Origin of the sequence: Nocardia sp. NPDC058705, from assembly GCF_042749305.1 — a bacterium.
Classification (GTDB): Bacteria; Actinomycetota; Actinomycetes; order Mycobacteriales; family Mycobacteriaceae; genus Nocardia.
Genome location: NZ_JBHYRN010000026.1, coordinates 55175 through 76265 on the forward strand (window position 1 = coordinate 55175; position 21091 = coordinate 76265).

General features: G+C 68.7%; 17 protein-coding genes. 6 read left to right on the top strand and 11 right to left on the bottom strand.

Annotation, left to right across the window (positions count from 1 at the left end; all coding sequences use genetic code 11):
- The first annotated feature begins 38 nt into the window (after positions 1 to 38).
- On the top strand, positions 39 to 251 hold the full coding sequence (locus tag ACFW6D_RS25195) for a 4-oxalocrotonate tautomerase family protein (protein WP_379231975.1): 213 nt from the start codon (positions 39 to 41) through the stop codon (positions 249 to 251).
- A gap of 63 nt (positions 252 to 314) precedes the next feature.
- Here ACFW6D_RS25195 and ACFW6D_RS25200 read toward each other — a convergent pair whose 3' ends face one another.
- From ACFW6D_RS25200 to ACFW6D_RS25220, 5 genes are all read right to left on the bottom strand, one after another.
- Entirely contained in the window at positions 315 to 836 is a 522-nt protein-coding gene (locus tag ACFW6D_RS25200) for a hypothetical protein (RefSeq protein ID WP_379331990.1), read from the bottom strand.
- Positions 837 to 1009: 173 nt separating this feature from the next.
- The gene (speD, locus tag ACFW6D_RS25205) at positions 1010 to 2212 is read right to left on the bottom strand and encodes an adenosylmethionine decarboxylase (protein WP_379331992.1); all 1203 of its coding nucleotides are present in this window, start codon (positions 2210 to 2212) and stop codon (positions 1010 to 1012) included.
- 8 nt (positions 2213 to 2220) lie between these two features.
- On the bottom strand, positions 2221 to 3324 hold the full coding sequence (locus ACFW6D_RS25210) for a type III PLP-dependent enzyme (protein ID WP_379331994.1): 1104 nt from the start codon (positions 3322 to 3324) through the stop codon (positions 2221 to 2223).
- A gap of 103 nt (positions 3325 to 3427) precedes the next feature.
- Positions 3428 to 5926, bottom strand: coding sequence for a DEAD/DEAH box helicase (locus ACFW6D_RS25215; RefSeq protein ID WP_379331996.1), 2499 nt, complete (start codon positions 5924 to 5926; stop codon positions 3428 to 3430).
- An 18-nt stretch (positions 5927 to 5944) separates the two neighbouring features.
- Positions 5945 to 6898, bottom strand: coding sequence for a proteasome assembly chaperone family protein (locus ACFW6D_RS25220; RefSeq protein WP_379231984.1), 954 nt, complete (start codon positions 6896 to 6898; stop codon positions 5945 to 5947).
- A gap of 131 nt (positions 6899 to 7029) precedes the next feature.
- Here ACFW6D_RS25220 and ACFW6D_RS25225 point away from each other — a divergent pair, with 131 nt between their 5' ends.
- Together ACFW6D_RS25225 and ACFW6D_RS25230 are read left to right on the top strand one after the other, a co-directional pair.
- Positions 7030 to 7875 (top strand): sensor domain-containing protein, encoded by an 846-nt coding sequence (locus ACFW6D_RS25225; RefSeq protein ID WP_379331998.1) that lies wholly within the window; start codon positions 7030 to 7032, stop codon positions 7873 to 7875.
- Positions 7876 to 8021: 146 nt separating this feature from the next.
- The gene (locus tag ACFW6D_RS25230) at positions 8022 to 9197 is read left to right on the top strand and encodes a DUF4192 domain-containing protein (RefSeq protein WP_379332000.1); all 1176 of its coding nucleotides are present in this window, start codon (positions 8022 to 8024) and stop codon (positions 9195 to 9197) included.
- 43 nt (positions 9198 to 9240) lie between these two features.
- On the opposite strand, the gene galE is transcribed toward ACFW6D_RS25230, so the two are convergent.
- Positions 9241 to 10221: a UDP-glucose 4-epimerase GalE gene (gene galE, locus ACFW6D_RS25235; RefSeq protein WP_379332002.1), complete on the bottom strand. Its 981-nt coding sequence runs from the start codon at positions 10219 to 10221 to the stop codon at positions 9241 to 9243.
- A gap of 3 nt (positions 10222 to 10224) precedes the next feature.
- On the bottom strand, positions 10225 to 10911 hold the full coding sequence (locus tag ACFW6D_RS25240) for an iron dependent repressor, metal binding and dimerization domain protein (protein ID WP_379332056.1): 687 nt from the start codon (positions 10909 to 10911) through the stop codon (positions 10225 to 10227).
- A gap of 129 nt (positions 10912 to 11040) precedes the next feature.
- Here ACFW6D_RS25240 and ACFW6D_RS25245 point away from each other — a divergent pair, with 129 nt between their 5' ends.
- Together ACFW6D_RS25245 and ACFW6D_RS25250 are read left to right on the top strand one after the other, a co-directional pair.
- Entirely contained in the window at positions 11041 to 12282 is a 1242-nt protein-coding gene (locus ACFW6D_RS25245; RefSeq protein WP_379332004.1) for an acetoin utilization protein AcuC, read from the top strand.
- Positions 12275 to 15268, top strand: coding sequence for a GNAT family N-acetyltransferase (locus ACFW6D_RS25250; RefSeq protein ID WP_379332006.1), 2994 nt, complete (start codon positions 12275 to 12277; stop codon positions 15266 to 15268). Before ACFW6D_RS25245 ends, ACFW6D_RS25250 begins: the two co-directional genes overlap by 8 nt.
- A gap of 258 nt (positions 15269 to 15526) precedes the next feature.
- Here the strand turns inward: ACFW6D_RS25250 and ACFW6D_RS25255 are convergent, their stop codons facing one another.
- The 3 genes from ACFW6D_RS25255 to ACFW6D_RS25265 form a co-directional block, all read right to left on the bottom strand.
- Positions 15527 to 16495 (bottom strand): sigma-70 family RNA polymerase sigma factor, encoded by a 969-nt coding sequence (locus ACFW6D_RS25255; protein ID WP_379231998.1) that lies wholly within the window; start codon positions 16493 to 16495, stop codon positions 15527 to 15529.
- A 169-nt stretch (positions 16496 to 16664) separates the two neighbouring features.
- On the bottom strand, positions 16665 to 18164 hold the full coding sequence (locus ACFW6D_RS25260; RefSeq protein ID WP_379332008.1) for a methyltransferase: 1500 nt from the start codon (positions 18162 to 18164) through the stop codon (positions 16665 to 16667).
- 104 nt (positions 18165 to 18268) lie between these two features.
- Complete coding sequence (locus ACFW6D_RS25265; protein ID WP_379332010.1) at positions 18269 to 19006, bottom strand: VOC family protein; 738 nt, start codon at positions 19004 to 19006, stop codon at positions 18269 to 18271.
- Positions 19007 to 19306: 300 nt separating this feature from the next.
- Here ACFW6D_RS25265 and ACFW6D_RS25270 point away from each other — a divergent pair, with 300 nt between their 5' ends.
- On the top strand, positions 19307 to 20638 hold the full coding sequence (locus ACFW6D_RS25270; protein WP_379332012.1) for an MFS transporter: 1332 nt from the start codon (positions 19307 to 19309) through the stop codon (positions 20636 to 20638).
- A gap of 24 nt (positions 20639 to 20662) precedes the next feature.
- Here ACFW6D_RS25270 and ACFW6D_RS25275 read toward each other — a convergent pair whose 3' ends face one another.
- A complete protein-coding gene (locus ACFW6D_RS25275; protein WP_379332058.1) occupies positions 20663 to 21019 on the bottom strand; it encodes a DUF3099 domain-containing protein in 357 nt (118 codons plus the stop codon).
- Positions 21020 to 21091: the final 72 nt, after the last annotated feature.

Consider the following 21091-nt stretch of genomic DNA (forward strand, 5'->3'; position numbering starts at 1 on the left):
CATCCTGTGAGAGCTGCACCCATCGAAAGGACACGCTCATGCCGTTCGTGAATATCAAGGTCACCGATGAAGGGGTCACCGTCGAGCAGAAGGCACAGCTCATCAAGGGCGTGACCGATCTGCTCTACGACGTCCTCGGTAAGGACCCGAATCTCACCTTCGTGGTGATCGACGAAGTGCCACTGACAGATTGGGGTGTGGGTGGGCTCAACGTCGCCGAATATCGGGCCAAGCACGCGTCACAGGGCTGAGTCACCGGTGCCGAGCCGTGGGCAGTTCGTCCGCGGCTCGGCAGCCGGCGAATGCGCGTCACCTCAGAGCGGACCGTCGAATTCGACGGAGGCGTCGAGGGCGAACCAGCCCATTGACTTCAGTTTGTCGCCCCGTTTGGCGTAGGTGGGGCCCAGCCACAGACCTGGTTCGATTTCGCGCAGTTCGTCATAGACCCGGCGGAGGGGTCCGGGCGTGCCCACGCGGGGATCGGCGTAGTCCAGGCGCACCACCGCCCGGCCGTCGAACTCGGAGTCACCCACCGTCGCAATGAAATTCAGTGCTCGCATGCCGCCGAGTAGACGTAAGACATTGTGCCCGTAGGCCATCCCGCCGTCCACGTGACGAAATGACTTGCCCATCCAGAAGTATCCGGGGCGTTTCATCAGCGCTCCGAGCACCCGGGTGCCGGGGACCGGGAACGTCCGCATCACCAGATCGCCGGTCAGGTGGGTGAAGTCGACGGTCTCCGGCGCGGCGGTGAACATCTCCGCGAGCGCGGGAATACCGGCGGCGGACAACGCATCCAGGCGCGGGCGATGGGCGGACGGTCGCCCTACCGGCATCGAACCGGTCCCCGACAGGGGAGGCTGCGGGGTGGGCGAAGGCGAATCTGTTGGGTCGAGCACCCTCGCATAGTGCCAAACATCCGCGACCGACGGGTACCGAAGTCCTGCACCCGGGCGAAACGGCAACGGGCCGGAACGCTCGACAGCGTTCCGGCCCGTTATGTGATCACTCAGCCGCGCAAGGCGTACGGCTCGATCGCGCCGCGCTCCAGTGCCCGCGCGTCGATGGTCTCGGCGCGGTAGGGGAGCAGGGCCAGCCGGTCGCGCATGCCGCGGACCGGGTCGTCGATCTTCTCGTTCAGGCCGAACAGGAAGGTCCACTCGTGCTCGTCGCTGCCGTAGGGGACCACGGTGGCGAACTGGTCCTGGAAACGACCCCACGACCGCTTCAGCGTCTCGTTGCGCCACATGGTCGCGCAACCCGCCTGGGCCGACAGCACGCCGCCGGGGGCCAGCAGTGCCTTACATCGGGACAGGAACTCCGACTCGTAGAGGCGGTTGTGCTGGGCGTCCTCGACGCGCTCGTCGGGCAGATCGATGACGATCACGTCGTAGCGGGTGCCCGCCTCCTGCGCCTTGGCCAGGAAGTCCCAGCCGTCGGCGTAGTGCACGTGGATCGGGCTCTCGTGCTTGACGGCGGCGGTGAGCTCTTCGGTGGTGTAGCCGTAGGGCAGGTGCTCGGCGCACAGCTCCACTTCGCGCTGATCGATGTCGACGTGGTCGACCAGGGTCGCCCCGGCCGCCACCGACATCTGCGAGGCCACACCCTCACCGGAACCGATGATCAGCACCCGGTCGAGCTTCTCCGCCAGCACGAACGCCGGGACCATCATGGCCTCGTGGTAGGTGACCTGGGAGAACTCGGTGGACTGACGATCGTCGTCGGAGAACAGGGAGATGCCCTGATCGGTGCGCGCGATCACCATGTGCTGGAACGGGGTGTTGGTGTCGACGATCACCTCGTGCAGATCCCAGATCCGGGTCAGGCCGTCGCCCACCGGTTCGTAGATCTTCTCGGCGCCGTGGCCACGCTGGACCGTCTGCATCCGAACTGTGGTGGGGGACAACTTGTCTCGGAGCAGCTCGACGGCTTTCGTCGCGCCCGCACCGATGCTGCCGCAGGTGAAGACGTCGACGAAGATGTCGCCGGACTCCGGATAAGTGTGAATCGAGGCGTGAGACTCCGCCAACAGCGCGAGGACGGTCACCCCCTGCGGATCGAACTTTTTGTGGACGACTTCGCAGATGGTGACGCCCGCCGCGAGCAGCGAATCACGCAACGCCGATTCGAGTCGTTCGAGATCGTCACACAGGGCTGTGTCGACGCCACCGAACTCGGCCAGCACGTGCCAACCGGTGAATTCCGCCGTCATGGGCAAACTCACTCTCGCTCAGCGCCCGAGACATGAACGGTCAAGGGCGGAAAACCATTGAAGGACACCGACGAATAACTCGCGGTATAGGCGCCGGTGTGCAGGATCTGAATCCGGTCACCGGCTCGCAACGTGGTCGGCAGAAGGACCTTCGTGCGTTGATACAGTACATCGTCGCCGTCGCAGGTCGGACCCGCGACCACCGCCTCGTCCACCGGATCGCCGTCGCGATCGGTGACGAAACGGTAGGCGATGTACTCGTTCTCCGTCTCGGCCATACCGTTGTATCGGCCGATGTCGAGATACACCCAGCGCCGGCCATCCGGCGCGAAACGAACGCCGACTACTTCGGCGTGGATGGTGCCCGCGTTGCCCACCAGCGCACGGCCGGGTTCCACGATCAGGCCGGTGGTCGCGGGCAGGAACTCGGCGGCGGCGCTCGAGATGGCGGCCGCGATCGCGTCGAGTTCGGGGGCGGCGTCGACGTAGGAGATCGGCAGACCGCCGCCCACGTTCACCGCGACGACGGGAATGTCTTTGTCCGCCAAGGCTTTCACGATCGCACCGGCCTGCTCGATGCCGATCCGCCATGCGGCCGGGTCGAGCTGCTGGGAGCCGACGTGGAAGTACGGGCCACCGACGGTGAGGCCGAGATCGCGGGCGCGCACCAGCAGGCGCAGGGCCTCGGTGGGCGCGCAGCCGAACTTGGTGCCGAACGGGGTGCGTGATTCGGGTGCGCTCGATAGGAAGCGGCATTCGACCTCGGAGCCGGGGGCATGCTCGGCGATGCGGTCGAGGTCGTCTTCGGTGTCGAAGGCGTAGCGGCGCACGCCGCGGGCGAAGGCGCGCCCGATGTGGGCGCTCTTCTTGATCGGGTTGCCGTAGCAGAGCCGCTCGGGGGCCACGCCGAGGTCGAGGCACTGCTCGATCTCGCCGATGCTGGCGACGTCGAATTCAGCGCCCTCCTCGTCGAGGAGGGTGATCAGTTCGGCCACCGGTGCCGCCTTGACCGCGTACCTGATCCTGGTGCCGACCGCGACGGCGGCGTCGAGGGTTCGGTAGTTGGTACGTACCCGCTCGGGGTCGATGACAAGGTACGGCGAATCGGGCACGGTGAACTTTCTCCTGGGGGGCCGGGAGAGACTATCAGCGGCGCCTACCCAACAACGAATTCGTCAAACATTCGTCATATTGTTCATAGGCAGCGGGTATTACTCAGCCTGCCGCGACTGTGACCTCGTCGAACACGACCTCGCCCGCGGCGTCGGACTCCTCGAGATCCACGATCGCGGTGAGCGCCCAGCCGTGATCGCCCGCCGGGTCGTCGATCACCTGGCGTACGTGCCAGAAACCGGGCCGCTGCTCGATCTGGAACAGCTGTGGGCCACGCGCGTCCGGGCCGGTGCCGATGGTGGCGTACTCATCGAAGTAGGGGGCGAAGTCCTCGGCCCAGTCGGGGCCGGTACCGAGTTGGTCGAGTTCGTACCAGCGGCGCCGCGATGCCAGCTCCACGCGGCGGAACATGGCGTTGCGGACCATGATCCGGAAGGCGCGTTCGTTGGCGGTGATGGGGCGCACTGTTTCGGCGCCGAAGGCGATCTGCTCGGTGTCGTTCTCGGCGCCGGGGTTGGTGAGCTGTTCCCATTCATCGAGGAGGCTCGAGTCGACCTGGCGGATGAGTTCGCCGAGCCATTCGGTGATGTCGTCGAGGTCTTCGGTGCGGGCGGCGTCGGGGACGGTGCGGCGCAGGGCGCGGTAGGCGTCGGCGAGGTAGCGCAGGACCACGCCTTCGGAGCGGGTGAGTTCGTAGTGCGAGATCAGTTCGGCGAAGGTCATCGCGCGTTCGATCATGTCGCGCACCACCGACTTCGGCGACGGCGCGAATTCCGACACCCAGGGGTGGCCTGCGCGGTAGGTCTCGAACATCGGATCGATCAGTTCGGCAAGAGGTTTGGGCCAGGTGACTTCCTCGAGGAGTTCCATGCGCTCCTCGTATTCGATGCCGTCGGCCTTCATCTCGTTGACCGCGACGCCACGGGCCTTGTGCTGCTGTGCCATCAGCAGTTGGCGCGGGTCTTCGAGGGTGGCCTCGATCAGCGAGACGACATCGAGTGTGTAGGTGGGGCTTTCGCGGTCGAGGAGGTCGAATGCGGCCAGCGCGAACGGCGACAGTGGCTGATCGAGCGCGAAATCGCGTTGCAGGTCGACGGTGAGCCGTGCCATCCGGCCCTTGGCGTCGGGTTCGGAAAGTTGTTGCACCACACCGGCATCGCGCAGCGAACGGTAGAGCCGTAGGGCTCGCAGTATGTGCTTTCGCTGCGCGGGGCGCGGCTCGTGATTGTCCTCGAGGAGGTGTCGCATGGCGTAGAAACAGTTGCCGGGGCGGGCGATCACGTTGAGCAACATCGAGTTCGTCACCGCGAAGCGCGACACCATCGGCTCGGGCGGGGCGGAGATCAGACGGTCGAAGGTCTCCTCGCTCCACGACACGAAACCCTCTGGTGGCTTGCGGCGCACCACTTTTCGCTGCTTCTTCGGGTCGTCGCCCGCCTTGGCGATGAGGCGGGTGTTCTCCACCTCGTGCTCGGGCGCCTGCACCACCACGGTGCCCATGGTGTCGTAGCCCGCGCGGCCGGCGCGACCGGCGATCTGATGGAACTCACGGGCTTTGAGCCTGCGGGTTCGCACGCCGTCGTACTTGGTGAGGCCGGTCAGCAGGACCGTGCGGATCGGGACGTTGATACCGACGCCGAGGGTGTCGGTGCCGCACACGACCTTCAACAGGCCGTCCTGGGCGAGTTTTTCCACCAGGCGGCGGTATTTGGGCAGCATGCCCGCATGGTGCACGCCGATGCCGTGGCGGATCAGGCGTGAGAGGGTCTTGCCGAAGCCGGTCGCGAACCGGAAATCGCCGATGGCGGCGGCGATCGCCTCCTTCTCGGCCTTCGAGGCGAAGTTCACACTGGTCAGCGCCTGGGCCCGTTCGAGCGCGGAGGCCTGGGTGAAGTGCACGACGTAGACCGGCGCCTGGTGGGTGGTCACCAGCTCTTCGAGGGTTTCGGTGATGGGGGTGCGCACGTACGAGAACGTCAGCGGGACAGGACGTTCGGTGCCCGCGACCACCGTGGTGGAGCGGCCGGTGCGCGCCTCGAGGTCGGCGGCGAAGAAGTCCACTTCGCCCAAAGTCGCCGACATCAGCAGGAATTGGGCGCGGGGGAGTTCGATGAGCGGCACCTGCCACGCCCAGCCGCGGTCAGGGTCGGCGTAGAAGTGGAACTCGTCCATCACGATCTGGCCGACCTCGGCGTCGGCGCCCTCGCGCAATGCCAGGTTCGCCAGGATCTCCGCGGTGGCGCAGATGATCGGGGCGTCGGCGTTGACCGCCGCGTCACCGGTGACCATGCCGACGTTCTCCGCGCCGAACACCTCGCACAGCGCGAAGAACTTCTCGCTCACGAGCGCCTTGATCGGCGCGGTGTAGTAGCTGCGCTGACCGTTGGCCATGGCGAACAGGTGCGCGCCGACCGCGACGAGGGACTTTCCGGAGCCGGTCGGGGTCGCCAGAATGACATTGGACCCCGACGCCAACTCCATCAGCGCCTCGTCCTGCGCGGGATAGAGCGTTGTGCCCCGCTCGGCGGCCCACAGCGCGAACGACTCGTAGAGTGCGTCGGCGTCGGTTCCGGGAATTTCCAGCAGGTCGGTCAGATCCACTCGGCCAACCCTAGTGGGTCAGGCGGGTCGATCCTTACCGTCGCCGGAGGTGTCGTCGTAACCGCCCTGCTCGGCCAGGAAGCGCTCGAACTCCGCGCCGAGCTCCTCGCCGCTGGGCAGCTCACCGTCGGCGGCCAGCAGGCTGGACTGGCGTTCCTGTGCGGTGACGAAGCTGTCGTACTGGCGTTCCAGCGCCGTGACGACCGTCTCCACCTCCTCGTTGCCCGCGATGTGCTCGGCGACCTGCTCACGCACCCGCGCGGCCGCCTCGCCCAGCGCCGACAGCGGCAGATCGAGGTCGGCGTTCTCGGCGAGATTCTCCAGCAGGGTCTGCGCGGCCTCGGGGTAATCGGTCTGAGCCAGGTAATGCGGCACATGGACCGAGAAACCGACCGATTCATGGCCGTGCTGGGCCATCCGGTACTCGAGCAGCGACGACGCGCTACCGGGCACCTGGAGCTCGCCCGGCCAGCGCTGGTGCTCGCCGATCAGCGAACTGTCCGAGGAATGCGCGGTGACACCGAGCGGACGAGTGTGCGGGATCGCCATCGGAATCGCCGAAAGGCCGATCGTGCGGCGCACGCCCAGCTGTTCGGCCAGCAGCCGCACCGCGGTGGTGAACTTCTCCCAGCGCAGATCCGGTTCCAGGCCCGAGAGCAGCAGGAACGGGGTGCCCGCGGTGTCGCGCAGCGCCCACAGGTTCAGTTCCGGCTCGGCGTAATCGGCGAAATGATCGGTTTTGAACGTCATCAGCGGGCGGCGCGAACGGTAGTCGAGCAGCTCGTCGACATCGAACGACGCCACCAGCTCCGATTCGAGGCTCTCGCGCAGATGGGTGGTCGCCAGGCGCACGGCGTGGCCGGCGTCGGTGAAACCTTCCAGGCCGTGCACCAGCACGGGGCCCGCACCGTCGTCCGAGGACAACTGCGGTGCCGGGAACTCCAGTTCGTACATATGCGACTGGTCATCCATCGCGTTTCTCCTTCCTGCGCGGTCCACCATCGCTCGCGGGGTGGGGAAGCGGATCTCCATTGTCCCCCACGCGAGCAGTGCCATCGCACACGGCCGGGGACGGCTCGTCCTGGTAGGCAACAGCGTGGGCGATGGATGCATTCCCGAAGGGCGTTGCGGGCCCGGGGTCTGACGGTGGTCGTGGGGCGCTGGATGAATTCCCGCACGGCGTGGCGGGGCCGGGCCGTCAGCGGTGGTGGGGCACAGTGGACGGTGTGAATGTGGCGCGTGCGACAGAGATCCGCGCGGGTGATCCGGGCCTGCGCCGCTGGTGGCTGGGGTTGGCGGCGGCGACGTGTGCCCTGGCGGGGTGCGCGGAGAGCGTCAGCGGGACGCCGGTCGCCGAGAGTGCGGTGTCGGTACGGCACATCGACGGTCCGCTGGCCGAGCTGCTGCCGTCGCCCGCGCAGTTTCCCGCACGGTATCCGGCCGTGGTGCTGCCCGCGCAGGTGGCGACGGCGGCCGCGGGCGATCTCGACGGGGTCGGCATGGGCGACACCGTGAGCCCCGCGCACTGCGCACCACCCGAGGTCGAACCGGGCGGCGAACCCGCGGCGGTCGCGGTCGGAACTGACGATGCCAGCCGAGCGACCCTCACCGTCGAACTGGCACGCAGCCCCGAACTGGTGTCGCGACTGCGCGATCAACTCCGCGGCTGCGGGCAGATCCAGGTCTCGCGGGCGGGCGCGGGGTCGACTGTCACCACCGTGCTCGACCAGGCCGTCCCTGCCGGTGCCGACGATGCGATAGCGTTGCGGCGCACCGTGGTTCCCGATGTCGGCGGTGCCGGACTGACCCAGACCATGCAGACCTTGATCGGGCAGATCGGCGACGTCCGCATCACCGTCACATCGATGACTTTCGGTGCGGGACAACCCGATACGGCCGCCGTGGACGACATGTTCGCGACCACCGTCGCCACCGTGCGCGGCAGCTGAAGCGCCTACCACGAGACGGTGACAGATTCGCCCGGGGTCCATCGTCGGGACCGGGATCAGTCCACAGCTTCGGCGCTATGCACAGGGCAGATGAAAGCCCAGGTCGCCGAACTGGTGGCCCGACAGGCACCGGGCACGGTGGACCCATGACGCCATCGACGAACTCCACCCGCCGCGCCACGCGCACCGGACCGTTTCCCCGCGCACTCGGCTGCGCCGAATCCACCCCCGGCTACCCCGGCAAACGCCCGCGCCCACCACTGCGGGTCGACGACCCCGGCGCACTGATCGCAGCCCTGCCCGCCCTGCTCGGCTTCGTTCCCGAACGATCCCTCGTCATCGCCGTACTGCACGACATCGCGGGCGGGGCCGCCGACGCGATCGAGGCGGTGGTGCGGTTCGACCTGGACGTAGCCACCGATACGCGGCTGTTCGACCAGTTCATCGCCTGCCTCACCTCGATCTGCCTGCGCGAGGAGTCGACCGGGGTGCTCGCCGTGCTCGTCGAGGACCGCGCCGAGTTCGACGGCGAGGAAGTCCTGCGCGCGATAGACCTGATCGAGGTGCTGGCCGACGAGGGAATCGAGGTACGCGGCGCCTGGTCGGTGCCCGCGATCGCGGCAGGCGAACGCTACTGCAGTGTGTTCGACACCTTCGCGACCGGCCTGGTCGCCGATCCGTCGTCCTCGATCGTCGCGGTGACACATGTGCTGGAAGGCAAGCAGATTCGCGGCTCCCGCCACGAGATGACCGCAGTGATGATCCCCGACGATCTGCTGCGCGCACGGGTGCGTACCCAGCTCGCAGCGGCGGACGCGCGATACCGAGCCGGGCTCGCCGCGGCGATTCGCGCCGGGAACCTGGTGGCCTACCAGCGGCGGGCACTGGAATGGGTGCTGTGGCAGATCGCCGACACCGCCTCCGGTTCGCCACGGGCCGAACGCGAACTCGCCCGACTGGCCGCGACCTTGCGTGACAGGCCGATCCGCGACGCCATGTACGGGCTTGCGCTGGGCGATCACGCCGAAGCCGCCGAACTGCTCTGGGCGCAGCTGGCCAGGGCGACACCGGGCAGCGACCGCGCCGAGGCGGCGGCCCTGCTCGGATTCAGCGCCTACCTGCGCGGTGACGGACCGTTCGCCGGCGTCGCGATCGCCGCCGCCGTCGAAGCCGACGCCGAGCACGCGATGGCGGTGCTTCTCGAAACCTCGCTGCAGACCGGGTTGCGACCCGAACGGCTGCGCAGACTCGCGCACTGCGGTCATCAGATCGCGGCCGACCTCGGTGTCGACATCGGCCCGATCGCGGGATGCGACAAGTGATCCGGCGACCGCAGTCGACGATTCAGCGGCGGCAGTCGACGATTCAGCGGGCGCTGTGGGCTTTCGTGCCGAGCGAACGCAGGAAATCCCAGGCGTCGGAGACGATCTCGTCGAGGTCGTTGTGCTGTGGCTGCCAGCCGAGTTCGGTGACCGCGCGATCGCTGGAGGCGATCAGGACGGCCGGATCGCCCGCGCGGCGCGGTGCGTCGATCGTCTCGATCGGCAGACCGGTGACCCGCTCGCACGCCGAGATCACCTCGCGCACCGAGAAACCGGTGCCCGAGCCGAGATTGCAGATCCGGTGCGTGCCCGGCTGCGACGACGACAGCGCGAGCAGATGCGCCTGCGCCAGATCGCGGATGTGGATGTAGTCGCGCACACACGTACCGTCCGGCGTCGGCCAGTCGGTGCCGTACACCGAAATGGCCTTGCGGTGGCCCAGCGCCACCTGCAACACGAGGGGGATCAAATGTGTTTCCACGACCCGGTTCTCACCGAGCCCGGCATAGGCGCCCGCCACATTGAAGTAGCGCAGGCTGGTCGCGGCCAGATCGTGCGCCGTCGCATAGGAGGTGATGGCGTGATCGATCGCCAGCTTGCTCGCACCGTAGGGGTTGGTGGGACGAGTGGGCGAGGCCTCGGTGATCGGGACCTGTTCCGGTTCGCCGTACACCGCGGCCGTGGAGGAGAACACCAGGCGCGGGGTACCGGTCTCACGGATCGCCTCGAGCAGCGTCAGCGTCTTCACGACATTGCCGTGCCAGTACTTCTCCGGCTGCTCCACCGACTCGCCGACCAGCGACTGCGCCGCGAAATGCAGGACGCCGTCGAAGGATTCGGCGCGCAGCAGATCGGGGGCGGCCACGGCGATATCGCCCTCGACGAACCGGGCACCAGCGGGGACACCGTCGGCATTACCGGTCGAGAGGTCGTCGACGACGACCACCTCGTGGCCCTCCTCGAGCAACACGGCGGCACAGCCGCCACCCACATAGCCGGCGCCGCCGGTGACAAGAAGTTTCACGAATCAGACCAGCCTCACCTGGACGGCATGCGCCATCTCTTCGGACAGTTCGAAACCGTTGTGCCCCGGCACCGTGATCAATACCGCGCCCGGCTTGTTCTCCACGGTCACGCGTGCGTCGGGCACCACGCCCGCTTCGCGCAGCCGCCCGATGACCTCGGGGTCGGTCTGGATGTGCTCGGCGAGCCTGCGCACGACCACCGCGTGCAGTGCGCCGTGGGGCAGATCGGAGAGCCGCACGAGCTTCTCCTCGGCGGCCGGAGCGTCGGCGAGACCGAGTTCGTCCAGACCGGGAATGGGGTTGCCGTAGGGCGAGGTGGTCGGGTGGTTGAGCACTTCGATCAGGCGCCGCTCCACCTCCTCGCTCATCACGTGCTCCCAGCGACACGCCTCGGCGTGGACGTTCTCCCAGTCCAATCCGATGATGTCGACCAGCAACCGCTCGGCGAGCCGGTGCTTGCGCATCACCGACACCGCCATGGACCGGCCCTTGTCGGTGAGCTCGAGATGGCGGTCGCCCGCGACGAGCAACAGGCCGTCGCGCTCCATCCGCGCGACCGTCTGGCTCACCGTCGGACCACTCTGCTCGAGGCGTTCGGCGATGCGTGCCCGCAACGGCACCACGCCCTCTTCCTCGAGGTCGTAGATGGTACGGAGATACATCTCCGTGGTGTCGACCAGATCCTTCACCTGATACCCCTTCGTCAACACGAATTCTACCCACGCGCGAACGCCGGTCCGCCCGTCGGACCAGCGGCCCTATTTCTACTGCATGTCAACGCCACACGGTGCCTGCTGCTTCCGGCTAGCGTGGCGAGCATGGTCACGTCGCCGCGCAGCGAACCAGCAGGGACCGTCGTGTGGACCGAGCGATTCCTCGGCTACACCTGGAGTCCGGAGCATCCGATGAAGCCGGCCCGCCTGCAATACACCATGTCGCTGGCCGAAAGCCTAGGTGTTCTCGAAGGTGTCGAGCCGCTCGCACCCGGCGCGGCCACCCAGGCCGACCTCATGCGGGTCCACAGCAGCTCCTACATCGAGGCGGTCCGCCGGGCCGGACAGGGCCCGCCGACGCCCGAGGACGCCGCCTACGGGCTCGGAACCGCCGACAATCCGGTGTTCCCGCACATGCACGAAGCGGCGTCGGTGATCGTGGGCGGCACACTCGCCGCCGCCCGTGAGATCGCGGCAGGGCGTACCCGGCGCGCGGTGAGCATCGGTGGCGGAATGCACCACGCCATGCCGGATTCGGCGGCGGGGTTCTGCGTCTACAACGACGCCGCGATCGCTATTTCGTGGCTGCTCGACCACGGCTTCGACCGTATCGCCTACCTCGATGTCGACGTACACCACGGCGACGGTGTGCAACGCGCGTTCTACGCCGATCCACGGGTGCTCACCGTGTCGCTGCACCAGCATCCGGCGACGTTGTGGCCCAATACCGGCTGGCCGGAGGAGACCGGTGTCGGCGCGGCCGAAGGCACCTCGATCAACCTGCCGCTGCTGCCGGGGACGCGGGATGCGCAGTGGCTGAGGGGATTTCACGCGGTGGTGCCCGGTGCGGTGGCCGCGTTCCGGCCGCAGATCATCATCAGCCAGTGCGGTGTCGATACTCACCGCGAGGATCCCCTCGCTGATCTCGACCTCACCGTCGACGGCCAGCGGGCGGCCTTCCTCGCGATGCGCGACCTGGCCGACGAATACGCCGAAGGGCGGTGGCTGGCCATCGGCGGCGGCGGATACGGCGTGGTGCGGGTGGTGCCGCGTGCCTGGACCCACCTGCTGGCCGCGGCGCTGGACCGGCCCCTCGCCCCCGACACACCCGTGCCCACCGACTGGATCGAACAGGTCCGCGCGTCCGCGCCGCGCGTGCAACCACCGACGAGCATGGGCGACGGCGGCGACACCGCCTACCGCGCCTGGGACGGTCCCGGCGGCACTCCGGAGATCGGCGACGCGGGCCAGATTCGCGCACAGCGCGCGATCGACACCGCCATCACGGCTACCAGGCGGGCGAGTTTCGGCCTGCTCGGACTCGACCCGGAGGATCCCCGTGACTGAACCCCTGGTGCCCGACACCTCCGACACCCCGGCGAATCCACCTGCGCCGCCCCAACATTGGTACGGCGACGTGCTCGCCGCCGATGGTGGCGTGGTCCAGTTGCGCCCGATCGTGCCCGCCGATGCCGACGCGCTCGCGGCTTTTCACACCGGTCTGTCCGATCGCACCCGGTATCTGCGCTATTTCGGTCCGTACCCGCAGATCTCGCCGAAGGATATGTACCGCACCACCCACGTCGACTACCGCGATCGGGTCGGACTCGTCGCGGTGCTCGGCACGGCGATCATCGGCGTGGCCCGCTACGAGCTGCTCTCCCGGCCGGGCCCCCGCGCGGCCGAGGTGGCGTTCGTGATCGCCGACGAGCACCAGGGGCGTGGGCTCGGCTCGGTGCTGCTCGAGCACCTCGCCGGCGCCGCCGCCGAGAACGAAGTGGTCGCGTTCGTCGCCGAGGTGCTGGCCGAGAACGAAGCCATGATCACGGTCTTCCGAGAGGCGGGCTATCAACTGCAGCGCAGCCGCGACGGGTCCGAAGTACACCTCGAATTCGCCATCGATCCCACCGAAGCGCTTCGCACCGTGCGGGATTCGCGGGAGGCGGCCTCGGAGGCGCGCAGCGTCGGCAATCTGCTCGCACCCGGTTCGGTAGCGGTGATCGGCGCCTCGCCGGAACAGACCCGCGTCGGCGGTGCGGTGCTCGCGAATCTGCTGGCAGGCGGTTTCAGCGGGCCGATATTTCCGGTGAACCTGCACCGGAGTTCGGTGCGCGGCGTGCGGGCCTACGCCACGGTGCGCGAGATCCCCGACGAGGTGGACCTGGCGGTGGTCGCGGTGCCACCCGCCGCGATCGGGGCGGTCCTCGACGACTGCATGGCCAAGGGTGTCAAGGGTCTGGTCGTGCTGACCGCGGGTTTCGGCGAGACCGGGGCGGCGGGATTGGCCGCCGAACACGACCTGGTCGCCGCGGCACGTGGGCACGGGATGCGAGTGGTCGGCCCCAGCGCGCTCGGCATCGCCAACACCGACCCTGCAGTCGGGCTGAACGCGACTCTCGCCCCGGTGCTTCCCCAACGCGGCCGAATCGGCTTCTTCTGCCAATCCGGCCCCCTCGGCGCGGCGATCCTCGGCGAGGCCGCGGCCCGCAGCCTGGGCCTGTCGACGTTCGTCTCGGCAGGAAACCGGGCCGACGTCTCCGGCAACGACCTGCTCCAGTACTGGGACACCGCCGCCGATACCGAGGTGATCCTGCTGTATCTGGAGAGCTTCGGTAACCCGCGCAAGTTCTCCCGGCTCGCGCGTCGGGTGGCCCGCGGAAAACCGATCGTCGCGGTGAGCAGTGGGCGCCTCGCGGCGGGTGCCGACATGGATCGCACCGTGGTTCGTGACCTCTTCGGCCAGGCCGGAATCATCCAGGTCGATTCCATCTCCGAACTGTTCGACTGCGCAGCCCTCCTGGCCTGCCAGCCGCTCCCGATGGGCCCCCGCGTCGCCGTGGTCGGCAACAGCGCCGCGCTGAACTGGCTGGCCATCGACGCCGCCCGCAGCGAGGGCCTGCAGGTGCACCGGCCCGCCACCGCTGTCGACCGAGGACCCGGCGCCCGCCCCACCGAACACGGCGTGCAGCGTGCCGGACGGACAGCGTGGGGATTGCGAGCCCGGCGGAGAGGTCGGGGCGCAGAGGTCGCCGGGACGACGGACACGACCGGGGGCAGCGCTGGTCCAGCCGGCAGCGGAGAGGGGCGCGCGGCGGCGGGCGACCGGACCGGCGGCAATGCTGCGCCGACCGACCTGACCACGGGTCAGGGTGGGCCGACAGATCTGACCACGGGCAGTGGTGGGTCGACCGGCCGGTCTCGAGACAGCGCGGGGCCGACCACACAGACCGTGGATGGGCCGGTGGATCTGGGGCCGGAGGCGACGCCGGCCGACTTCCGGGAAGCGATTCTCGCCGCGCTGCGCAGCGACGAGGTCGATGCGGTGATCGTTGTGGTCGCACCGCCGGTTCCGGTGCCGATGGAAGGCTTCGGGGATGCTTTGCGGGCTGCCGCAGCGGCGGCGCCGGACAAGCCGGTACTCACGACGTTCGTGGCGGAGTCGGGTATTCCGCGACAGTTGGCGGTGCGGGCCACCGGGGGCGCACCGGCGCGCGGGTCCATCCCGTCCTATCCGGATCCCGAGCGGGCCGCGCGTGCGCTGGCCAGGGTCGACCGGTACGCGCGGTGGCGGGATCGGCCGATCTCGCCGGTGGTGCGTCCGCCGGGGATCGACACCGCGGCTGCCGCGGCCCTGGTTGAGGAGTGGCTGACGGAGTCGGGCGGAAGGTGGCTCACCGACGAGGAGGCGGCGCGATTGCTCGGGTGCTACGGCATCGACGTGGTCGAGTTCCGGGCTGTCCGCGATGCCGAGCAGGCGGTCGCCGCCGCCGAGGAGCTCGGTTATCCGGTCGCGGCGAAGGCGACGGGGGAGCTGTGGCGGCGCAGGCCGGATCTGATCGGCGTCCGTTTGGACCTGTGGGGGCCGGACGCAGTCCGCCAGGCCTACACCGACCTGGTGGAGATCTGCGGCGATCCGCTGCTGCACGTGCAGAAGATGGCGACCAAGGGCGTCGGCTGCGTGCTGCGCGTCACCGACGACCCCTCGTTCGGATCGGTCATCCAATTCGGCCTGTCCGGCATGATCATCGACCTGCTCGGCGACCGCGCCTACCGGGCCCTCCCACTGACCGAGGAGGAAGCGACCGCGCTCATCGACGCACCCCGCGCGGCACCACTGTTGTCGGAGGGTCCGGGCCGCACCGGTGTCGACAAGACCGCGCTGGCCGAACTGGCCCAACGCATTTCGGCCCTCTTCGACGACATCCCCCAGATGCGCGAACTCTCCTGCGATCCCGTGCTGGCCGCCGCGGCCTCGGCGGAGATCATCTACGCCCGAGCCCGCATCGGCCCGGAACCGAGCCGTTTCGACACCGGCCCCCGCAGGCTGGCCTGACCCCGTGCTCGACGTCACCCCGAGCGCAATCCCGCCTGCTCGGGGGACCTACAGCGGCTGACCCACGGCCTGACTCGGTTCCCGGCGGTCAGCCTGCCGTCCACCGTCCGCGGCGGGGGCCGCGATGAGCCGATCGCGGCGTGGTGCGCGGCCCGCAGGACGAACAACGCCGACCGGCTCGCGACCCGGAGGGGAGGGGTGCGCGGTCGCCGGTCGGCGTTTCGGCAGACGACCCCGTGGGGCCGTCGAGATTTACGATCAGCTGGCGTAGGCGCGCAGACGGTCGGCGCGGTCGCCCTTGCGCAGCTTGGACATGACCTCGCGCTCGATCTGGCGGACCCGCTCGCGGGACAGGCCGAACAGCTTGCCGATCTGGTCCAGGGTGCGCGGCTGGCCGTCGTCGAGGCCGAAGCGCAGGCGGATGACCTGCTGCTCGCGCTCGTCGAGGGTGGCCAGGACGCTGCGCACGTCGTGGTGCAGCAGGCCTGCGATGACGGCGCTCTCGGCGGAGGTGGCCTCGGAGTCTTCGATGAAGTCGCCGAGCGGGGCCTCCTCGTCGTTGCCGACGGGCATGTCAAGGCTCACCGGATCGCGGCTGTGGTCGAGCAGGTCGGCGATCTTCTCCACCGGGATGCCCGACTCGTTGGCGAGTTCGGCGTCGGTGGCCTCGCGGCCCAGCTGCTGATGCAGTTCCCGCTTGATCCTGGCGAGCTTGTTCACCTGTTCGACCAGGTGCACGGGCAGCCGGATGGTGCGGCTCTGATCGGCCATGCCACGGGTGATGGCCTGACGGATCCACCAGGTGGCGTAGGTGGAGAACTTGAAGCCCTTGGCGTAGTCGAACTTCTCCATCGCGCGGATCAGCCCGAGGTTGCCCTCCTGGATCAGGTCCAGCAGCGGCATGCCGCGGCCGGTGTAGCGCTTGGCCAGGGAGACGACCAGGCGCAGGTTGGCCTCGAGCAGGTGCGAGCGGGCGGCGGAGCCCTCGCGGACCAGGATCGCCAGATCGCGCTTGCGGGCCGCGGTCAGCCGCTTACCGGTCGCGAGCAGGTGCTGGGCATACAGGCCCGCCTCGATGCGCTTGGCCAACTCGACCTCGTCGGCCGCCGTGAGCAGCGCTGTGCGTCCGATACCATTGAGGTACACGCGTACCAAATCGGCTGCGGGGCTCTGGGCGTCGATATCGGCCTCGCTGGGGCGCAAACGAGTGGTGGCGGGGCTTGTCATGACTTGCCTCCTGTCGGTGGTGTCTTACTCCGATCAACGGACCCGACTTAGAGAAAGTTCCCGATCTCGTGCGCGGTAAACCGCCCTGAGCTGCTGGTTCGGACCCCAACGGCTGAGAAGTTCCTGAGAAGGATGCCGTGGTCGGAACTCGCCCTGCCGCCGGAGCGCCTCAGACGGGCCGCACCAAACCGTGGCGGACCAACCCGGCGACCACCCCGAGTGCCTGGGCGGCGAATTCCGGGGTGACCTGCTCGGCTCCGTCGGCGAGAGCGAGAAGTTCGATCAGTTCGTACAACGGCAGCCCGTCGGGCCGCATTCCCGCGACCAGCGCGACCGTGGACTCGTCGACCTCGTGTTGCCACCGCGGACCGTCGCCGCGATGTAGCCGGGCCACCTGCTCGGTCCAGCCGAACTCGCCGGGCAGGTACACCCGTTCCAACGCGGTCGCCGGGCTGGGCGCGAAACGGGAAGTCCACGCGATGTTCTCGTCGGCGGCCACCGCGCGCAGCCATGCCGATCGCGCGAAGTAGCCGGCCACTTCGGTGCCGAGGGGGTCGTCGAAGCCGTGGGTGAGGTCCTCGGCGAGCAGTTCGGTGGGCCCGTCGATCGCCCGCAGATAGACGAACCCGAACCCGACACCCGCCACCTCGGCGGCCTCGAAGGCGTCGAGCCACCGCGCCGCCTGTTCCTGGGCGGCCGGGTCGCGGGGGTCAAGGCCCGCGTCGCGCAGCCAGGTGCCGACGTAGAGACCCGGATCGGCGACATCGCGCTGCACGACCCACGCGTCGACGCCGTGCGCGGGCAACCAACTCGAGACCCGCTGCCGCCAGTCCTGGCCGTCGACGTGCACCCAGGCAGCGAGCATGGCCGCGGTGCCGCCGGGCGCCAACAGCTCGGGCGCCTTGCCGATGACCAGTTCGCTCGCGCCGTCGAGGGCGAGCCCGGAGTCGCGATAGGTGTGCTCGATGCGCGCCGGACCGACCACGAACGGTGGATTGGCCACGATCTGGTCGAAACGTCGTCCGGCGACCGGCTCGAACCAGGACCCTTCGAGCAGTTCGATGTCGAGTTCGTTGAGCGCGGCGGTGGCCTGTGCCAGCCACAGCGCCCGCGCGTTGACATCGGTGGCGGTGACCCGGCCCGCGTAACCGGCCGCATGCACAGCCTGCACACCGCACCCCGTGCCCAGGTCCAGCACGGTGCCGACCGGTTCGGTCGGCGTCGCCCGCAGCAGTGACAGTGATGCGTGCCCGACGCCGAGCACGTGATCGGAGGTGAGTGTGCGACGTCGCATCGAGTCGTCGAGATCGGACAGGATCCATCGCGTCCCGGCGCCCGCGTCGAGCGGACGCAGATCCAGCGCGGCCCTGACCTCGTCGCCGTCGCGCGCGAGCAGACCCGCCGCGACGGCGTCGTCGACCCGAACCGGCGCCAGCGCAGCGGCCACGTCACGGTCGGGCAGCGCGTCGCCGAGCAGCAACAACCGCACGAGCGTGCCGAGATCACCGGCCGCGCGTGCGGCCCTGCGTACCGGAACCGGCTCCGAACGGCCCAGCGCCGCATGCACATTCGGGCCCAATGCTTCGACCAGCGTGTCGGCGTCGTAACCGACCCGGATCAGCGCGATGCGCAGGTCCGGGCACAGCGCGGTGAGCAGGGAATCGGTCATCGTCGGGTTCGTAGGCACCCGACTACTCTGCCAGCACCGCGAGCGCCGAGATCGACCAGCTGGCGGTGCGTGTCGCCACGCGCGCGGACCTCGAGTCACAGGGCTCAGCCGGTGTAGGGGTCCCTGGAAGTCACGCAGTACAGGGCGTTTCCGGGGTCTCGCAAGACGATCCAGTGTTCGGCGTCGGTGATTCGGGTGGCGCCGAGGGATTCGTGCCAGGCGGCGGTGGCGGTGATGTTGGATGACGCCAGGTCGGCGTGTGCGCCTGCGGGCCCGGGGTCGTCGAGGCGCTGGAGCAGGAAATGCAACGGCTGGTCGGGGCCGCGCAGGCGGGAGAACTCGGGGCGGCGCCCGGGCTTGTGCGTCCAGTCGGTGAGTGCCTGCCAGAAGGCGGTGTCGGTGTCGATGTCGGTGGGGGACAGGTCGAGGCAGACCTGGTCGAGGCGGGTCACGGTGCCGTCGGGCGCGGTCGACACTGTGACCGGCGCCGGGCCGAGGCCGACATCCGTTGCGGCCGGGGTGAGGCAGAACGTCTGTCCCGCAGGCGATTCCAGCACGGTGAAGTCGGGCAGTTCCGCGACGACACGGGCGCCGAGTCCGGTCGCGGTCGCCACCGCCGCGGGGATGTCGTCGACGTCGAGGTCAAGGTGGATGCCGCCGTCGTCACCGACCGCTTGCATTTTGATCCAGGCGGGTCCGGTGGCGGGCAGCAGCGTCACGAACTCGTCGTGTTCGCCGCGCGGTGCCGACACGGTGGAATCGGTGACCGCCGCCCAGAACTGCGCGCACGCGGCGAACGTATCGACGGGCCGGTCGAGAAACGCCCAGGTCCAGCGAATCATGCTGTCTCCCTTCCGGTAAGAGGTGCACCTGCCGATCCATCGACCGAATCCGGTTGGCCTGTCGAGCATCGCAAGTGGTTCTGTCCGAACGGTAGGCCGCCCGGGCGCCGGTGTCGACAGTCTGGTCGACACCGGCGAGCGGGTGCCGTGTTCGAAGGTGGGTCGGTGCGGCGTGCGCGCTGACCTCGGGCACGCTCGGTGACCGGCTGCATGACGGCTCGGCCCTCGATGGCAGGATATTGGCGAAACGTGTCACACCGGCCACTCGCTCGCGGGGGCGTGATCCGGCACGCTGGCCTGGTGACCGATTTACGTGCGCCCCTGCCGCCCACAGGCGACGATCCGGCCGACAATCTCGCTCCAGCACCGGCATCGGTCGATGACGTACGCCGTCGACTCCACCCCGCCTGGATCGTGGCGGGCGTCGGTTTCGTCGCCCTGCTCGGCGCCGCCGCCTTCCGCTCGGTGCCGAGTGTGCTCATCGAGCCGCTGCACACCGAATTCGGCTGGTCACACGCGACGATCTCCACCGCCGTCTCGCTGAATATGCTGCTCTACGGCCTGATTTCGCCGTTCGCCGCCGCGCTGATGGATCGTTTCGGCATCCGCAAGGTGGTGTGTTCGGCGCTGGTGCTGATCGCCGCGGGCGCCGGGCTGACGGTGTTCATGACCCAGGCCTGGCAGCTCGTGGCGACCTGGGGACTCCTCGTAGGTATCGGCGTCGGATCGATGTCCATGCCGTTCGTCGCGACCATCACCGGACGGTGGTTCGTCCGCAGCCGTGGCCTGGTCACCGGCGTACTCACCGCCGCGGGGGCCACCGGTCAGCTGATATTTCTGCCGGTGGTATCGATGCTGGCCCACGCCCACGGGTGGCGATTGCCCTCGCTGATCGTGGCGGCGGTGGCGTTGGCGGTGGTGCCGCTGGTGTGGTTGTTCGTGCGGGACTACCCCAGCGATGTCGGTGTGCGCGCCTACGGTGCCGCTGCGGATTCGGATGCGGGAGAGCGTGTCCCGGCCACGGGCGGTGCCAACCGGGCGCTGAAGGTGCTCGCTTCGGCTGCGCGCCGACCCGGGTTCTGGCTGCTGGCAGGCGGTTTCGCGATCTGTGGCGCCTCGACGAACGGCCTGGTCGGCACCCATTTCGTCACCGCCGCACACGATCACGGCATGCCACCGACCACCGCGGCCGGGTTGCTGGCACTGATCGGCGTCTTCGATGTGGCGGGCACCATCGCCTCGGGATGGCTGTCGGACCGCGTGGACCCGCGATACCTGCTGCTCGGCTATTACTCACTGCGCGGCCTGTCGCTGCTGATTCTGCCGTCGCTGCTCGGCCCGCACACCCAGCCCAGCATGTGGGTGTTCATCGTGTTCTACGGCCTGGACTGGATCGCTACCGTCCCACCGACGGTGATGCTGTGCCGCGAACTCTTCGGCGCCGACGGCCCCATCGCCTTCGGCTGGGTCTTCGCCGCCCACCAGGTGGGCAGCGCCATCGCCGCCACCGGTGCGGGCTTCATCCGCGATCTACAGGGTTCCTACGACCTCGCCTGGTACGTGGCAGGAGCCCTCTGTGGGATAGCGGCGATCATGTCGATCCTGATCCGCAGACCCAAAATCGTCGTATAGCCGAACACCCGCGGCGCCAGCCGCTTATTCCACAGCCTTGCGGTGGCCCGATTCCAAGGCGATCTGATTGTCGCGGCCGTCCCAGCGACTCGGCTCGTCCTTGGTGCGCGGCGGACGGTCGTTGGCGATCAGCACCGCAATCCACGGCAGCGGCACCGAGGCGGCGAGGATCAGGATCGACAGCAGCGGGTTCTCGAACGCGCTGTAGGCGACCGCGGCCAGGATCAGGCAGGGAATCCGGAAGGCCATGATGAACGTGTAACGACGCACCCTGGCCCGATGCTGGTCGTCCAGGGACGGCGCGGCCTCCGTGATCAGCACAGCGTGTTCGGCGGAGACATCACGGAAGAACCCACGCGAGGGCTTCGGCTCGGCGGGCATCGTGACTTCCGGGTCGGGCTTCGATTCGTCGGCGCCTGGGACATCGCCGTGAGACTGCATACCCCGAGTCTT

Coding starts and splice junctions, on each gene's coding strand:
- ACFW6D_RS25200 (WP_379331990.1), bottom strand. CDS start 836: ATGCCGGTAGGGCGACCGTCCGCCCATCGCCCGCGCCTGGATGCGTTG.
- ACFW6D_RS25195 (WP_379231975.1), top strand. CDS start 39: ATGCCGTTCGTGAATATCAAGGTCACCGATGAAGGGGTCACCGTCGAG.
- ACFW6D_RS25230 (WP_379332000.1), top strand. CDS start 8,022: ATGACGCCATCGACGAACTCCACCCGCCGCGCCACGCGCACCGGACCG.
- speD (WP_379331992.1), bottom strand. CDS start 2,212: ATGACGGCGGAATTCACCGGTTGGCACGTGCTGGCCGAGTTCGGTGGC.
- ACFW6D_RS25220 (WP_379231984.1), bottom strand. CDS start 6,898: ATGGATGACCAGTCGCATATGTACGAACTGGAGTTCCCGGCACCGCAG.
- ACFW6D_RS25265 (WP_379332010.1), bottom strand. CDS start 19,006: ATGATTCGCTGGACCTGGGCGTTTCTCGACCGGCCCGTCGATACGTTC.
- ACFW6D_RS25260 (WP_379332008.1), bottom strand. CDS start 18,164: ATGACCGATTCCCTGCTCACCGCGCTGTGCCCGGACCTGCGCATCGCG.
- ACFW6D_RS25275 (WP_379332058.1), bottom strand. CDS start 21,019: ATGCCCGCCGAGCCGAAGCCCTCGCGTGGGTTCTTCCGTGATGTCTCC.
- ACFW6D_RS25225 (WP_379331998.1), top strand. CDS start 7,030: ATGGATGCATTCCCGAAGGGCGTTGCGGGCCCGGGGTCTGACGGTGGT.
- ACFW6D_RS25255 (WP_379231998.1), bottom strand. CDS start 16,495: ATGACAAGCCCCGCCACCACTCGTTTGCGCCCCAGCGAGGCCGATATC.
- ACFW6D_RS25245 (WP_379332004.1), top strand. CDS start 11,041: ATGGTCACGTCGCCGCGCAGCGAACCAGCAGGGACCGTCGTGTGGACC.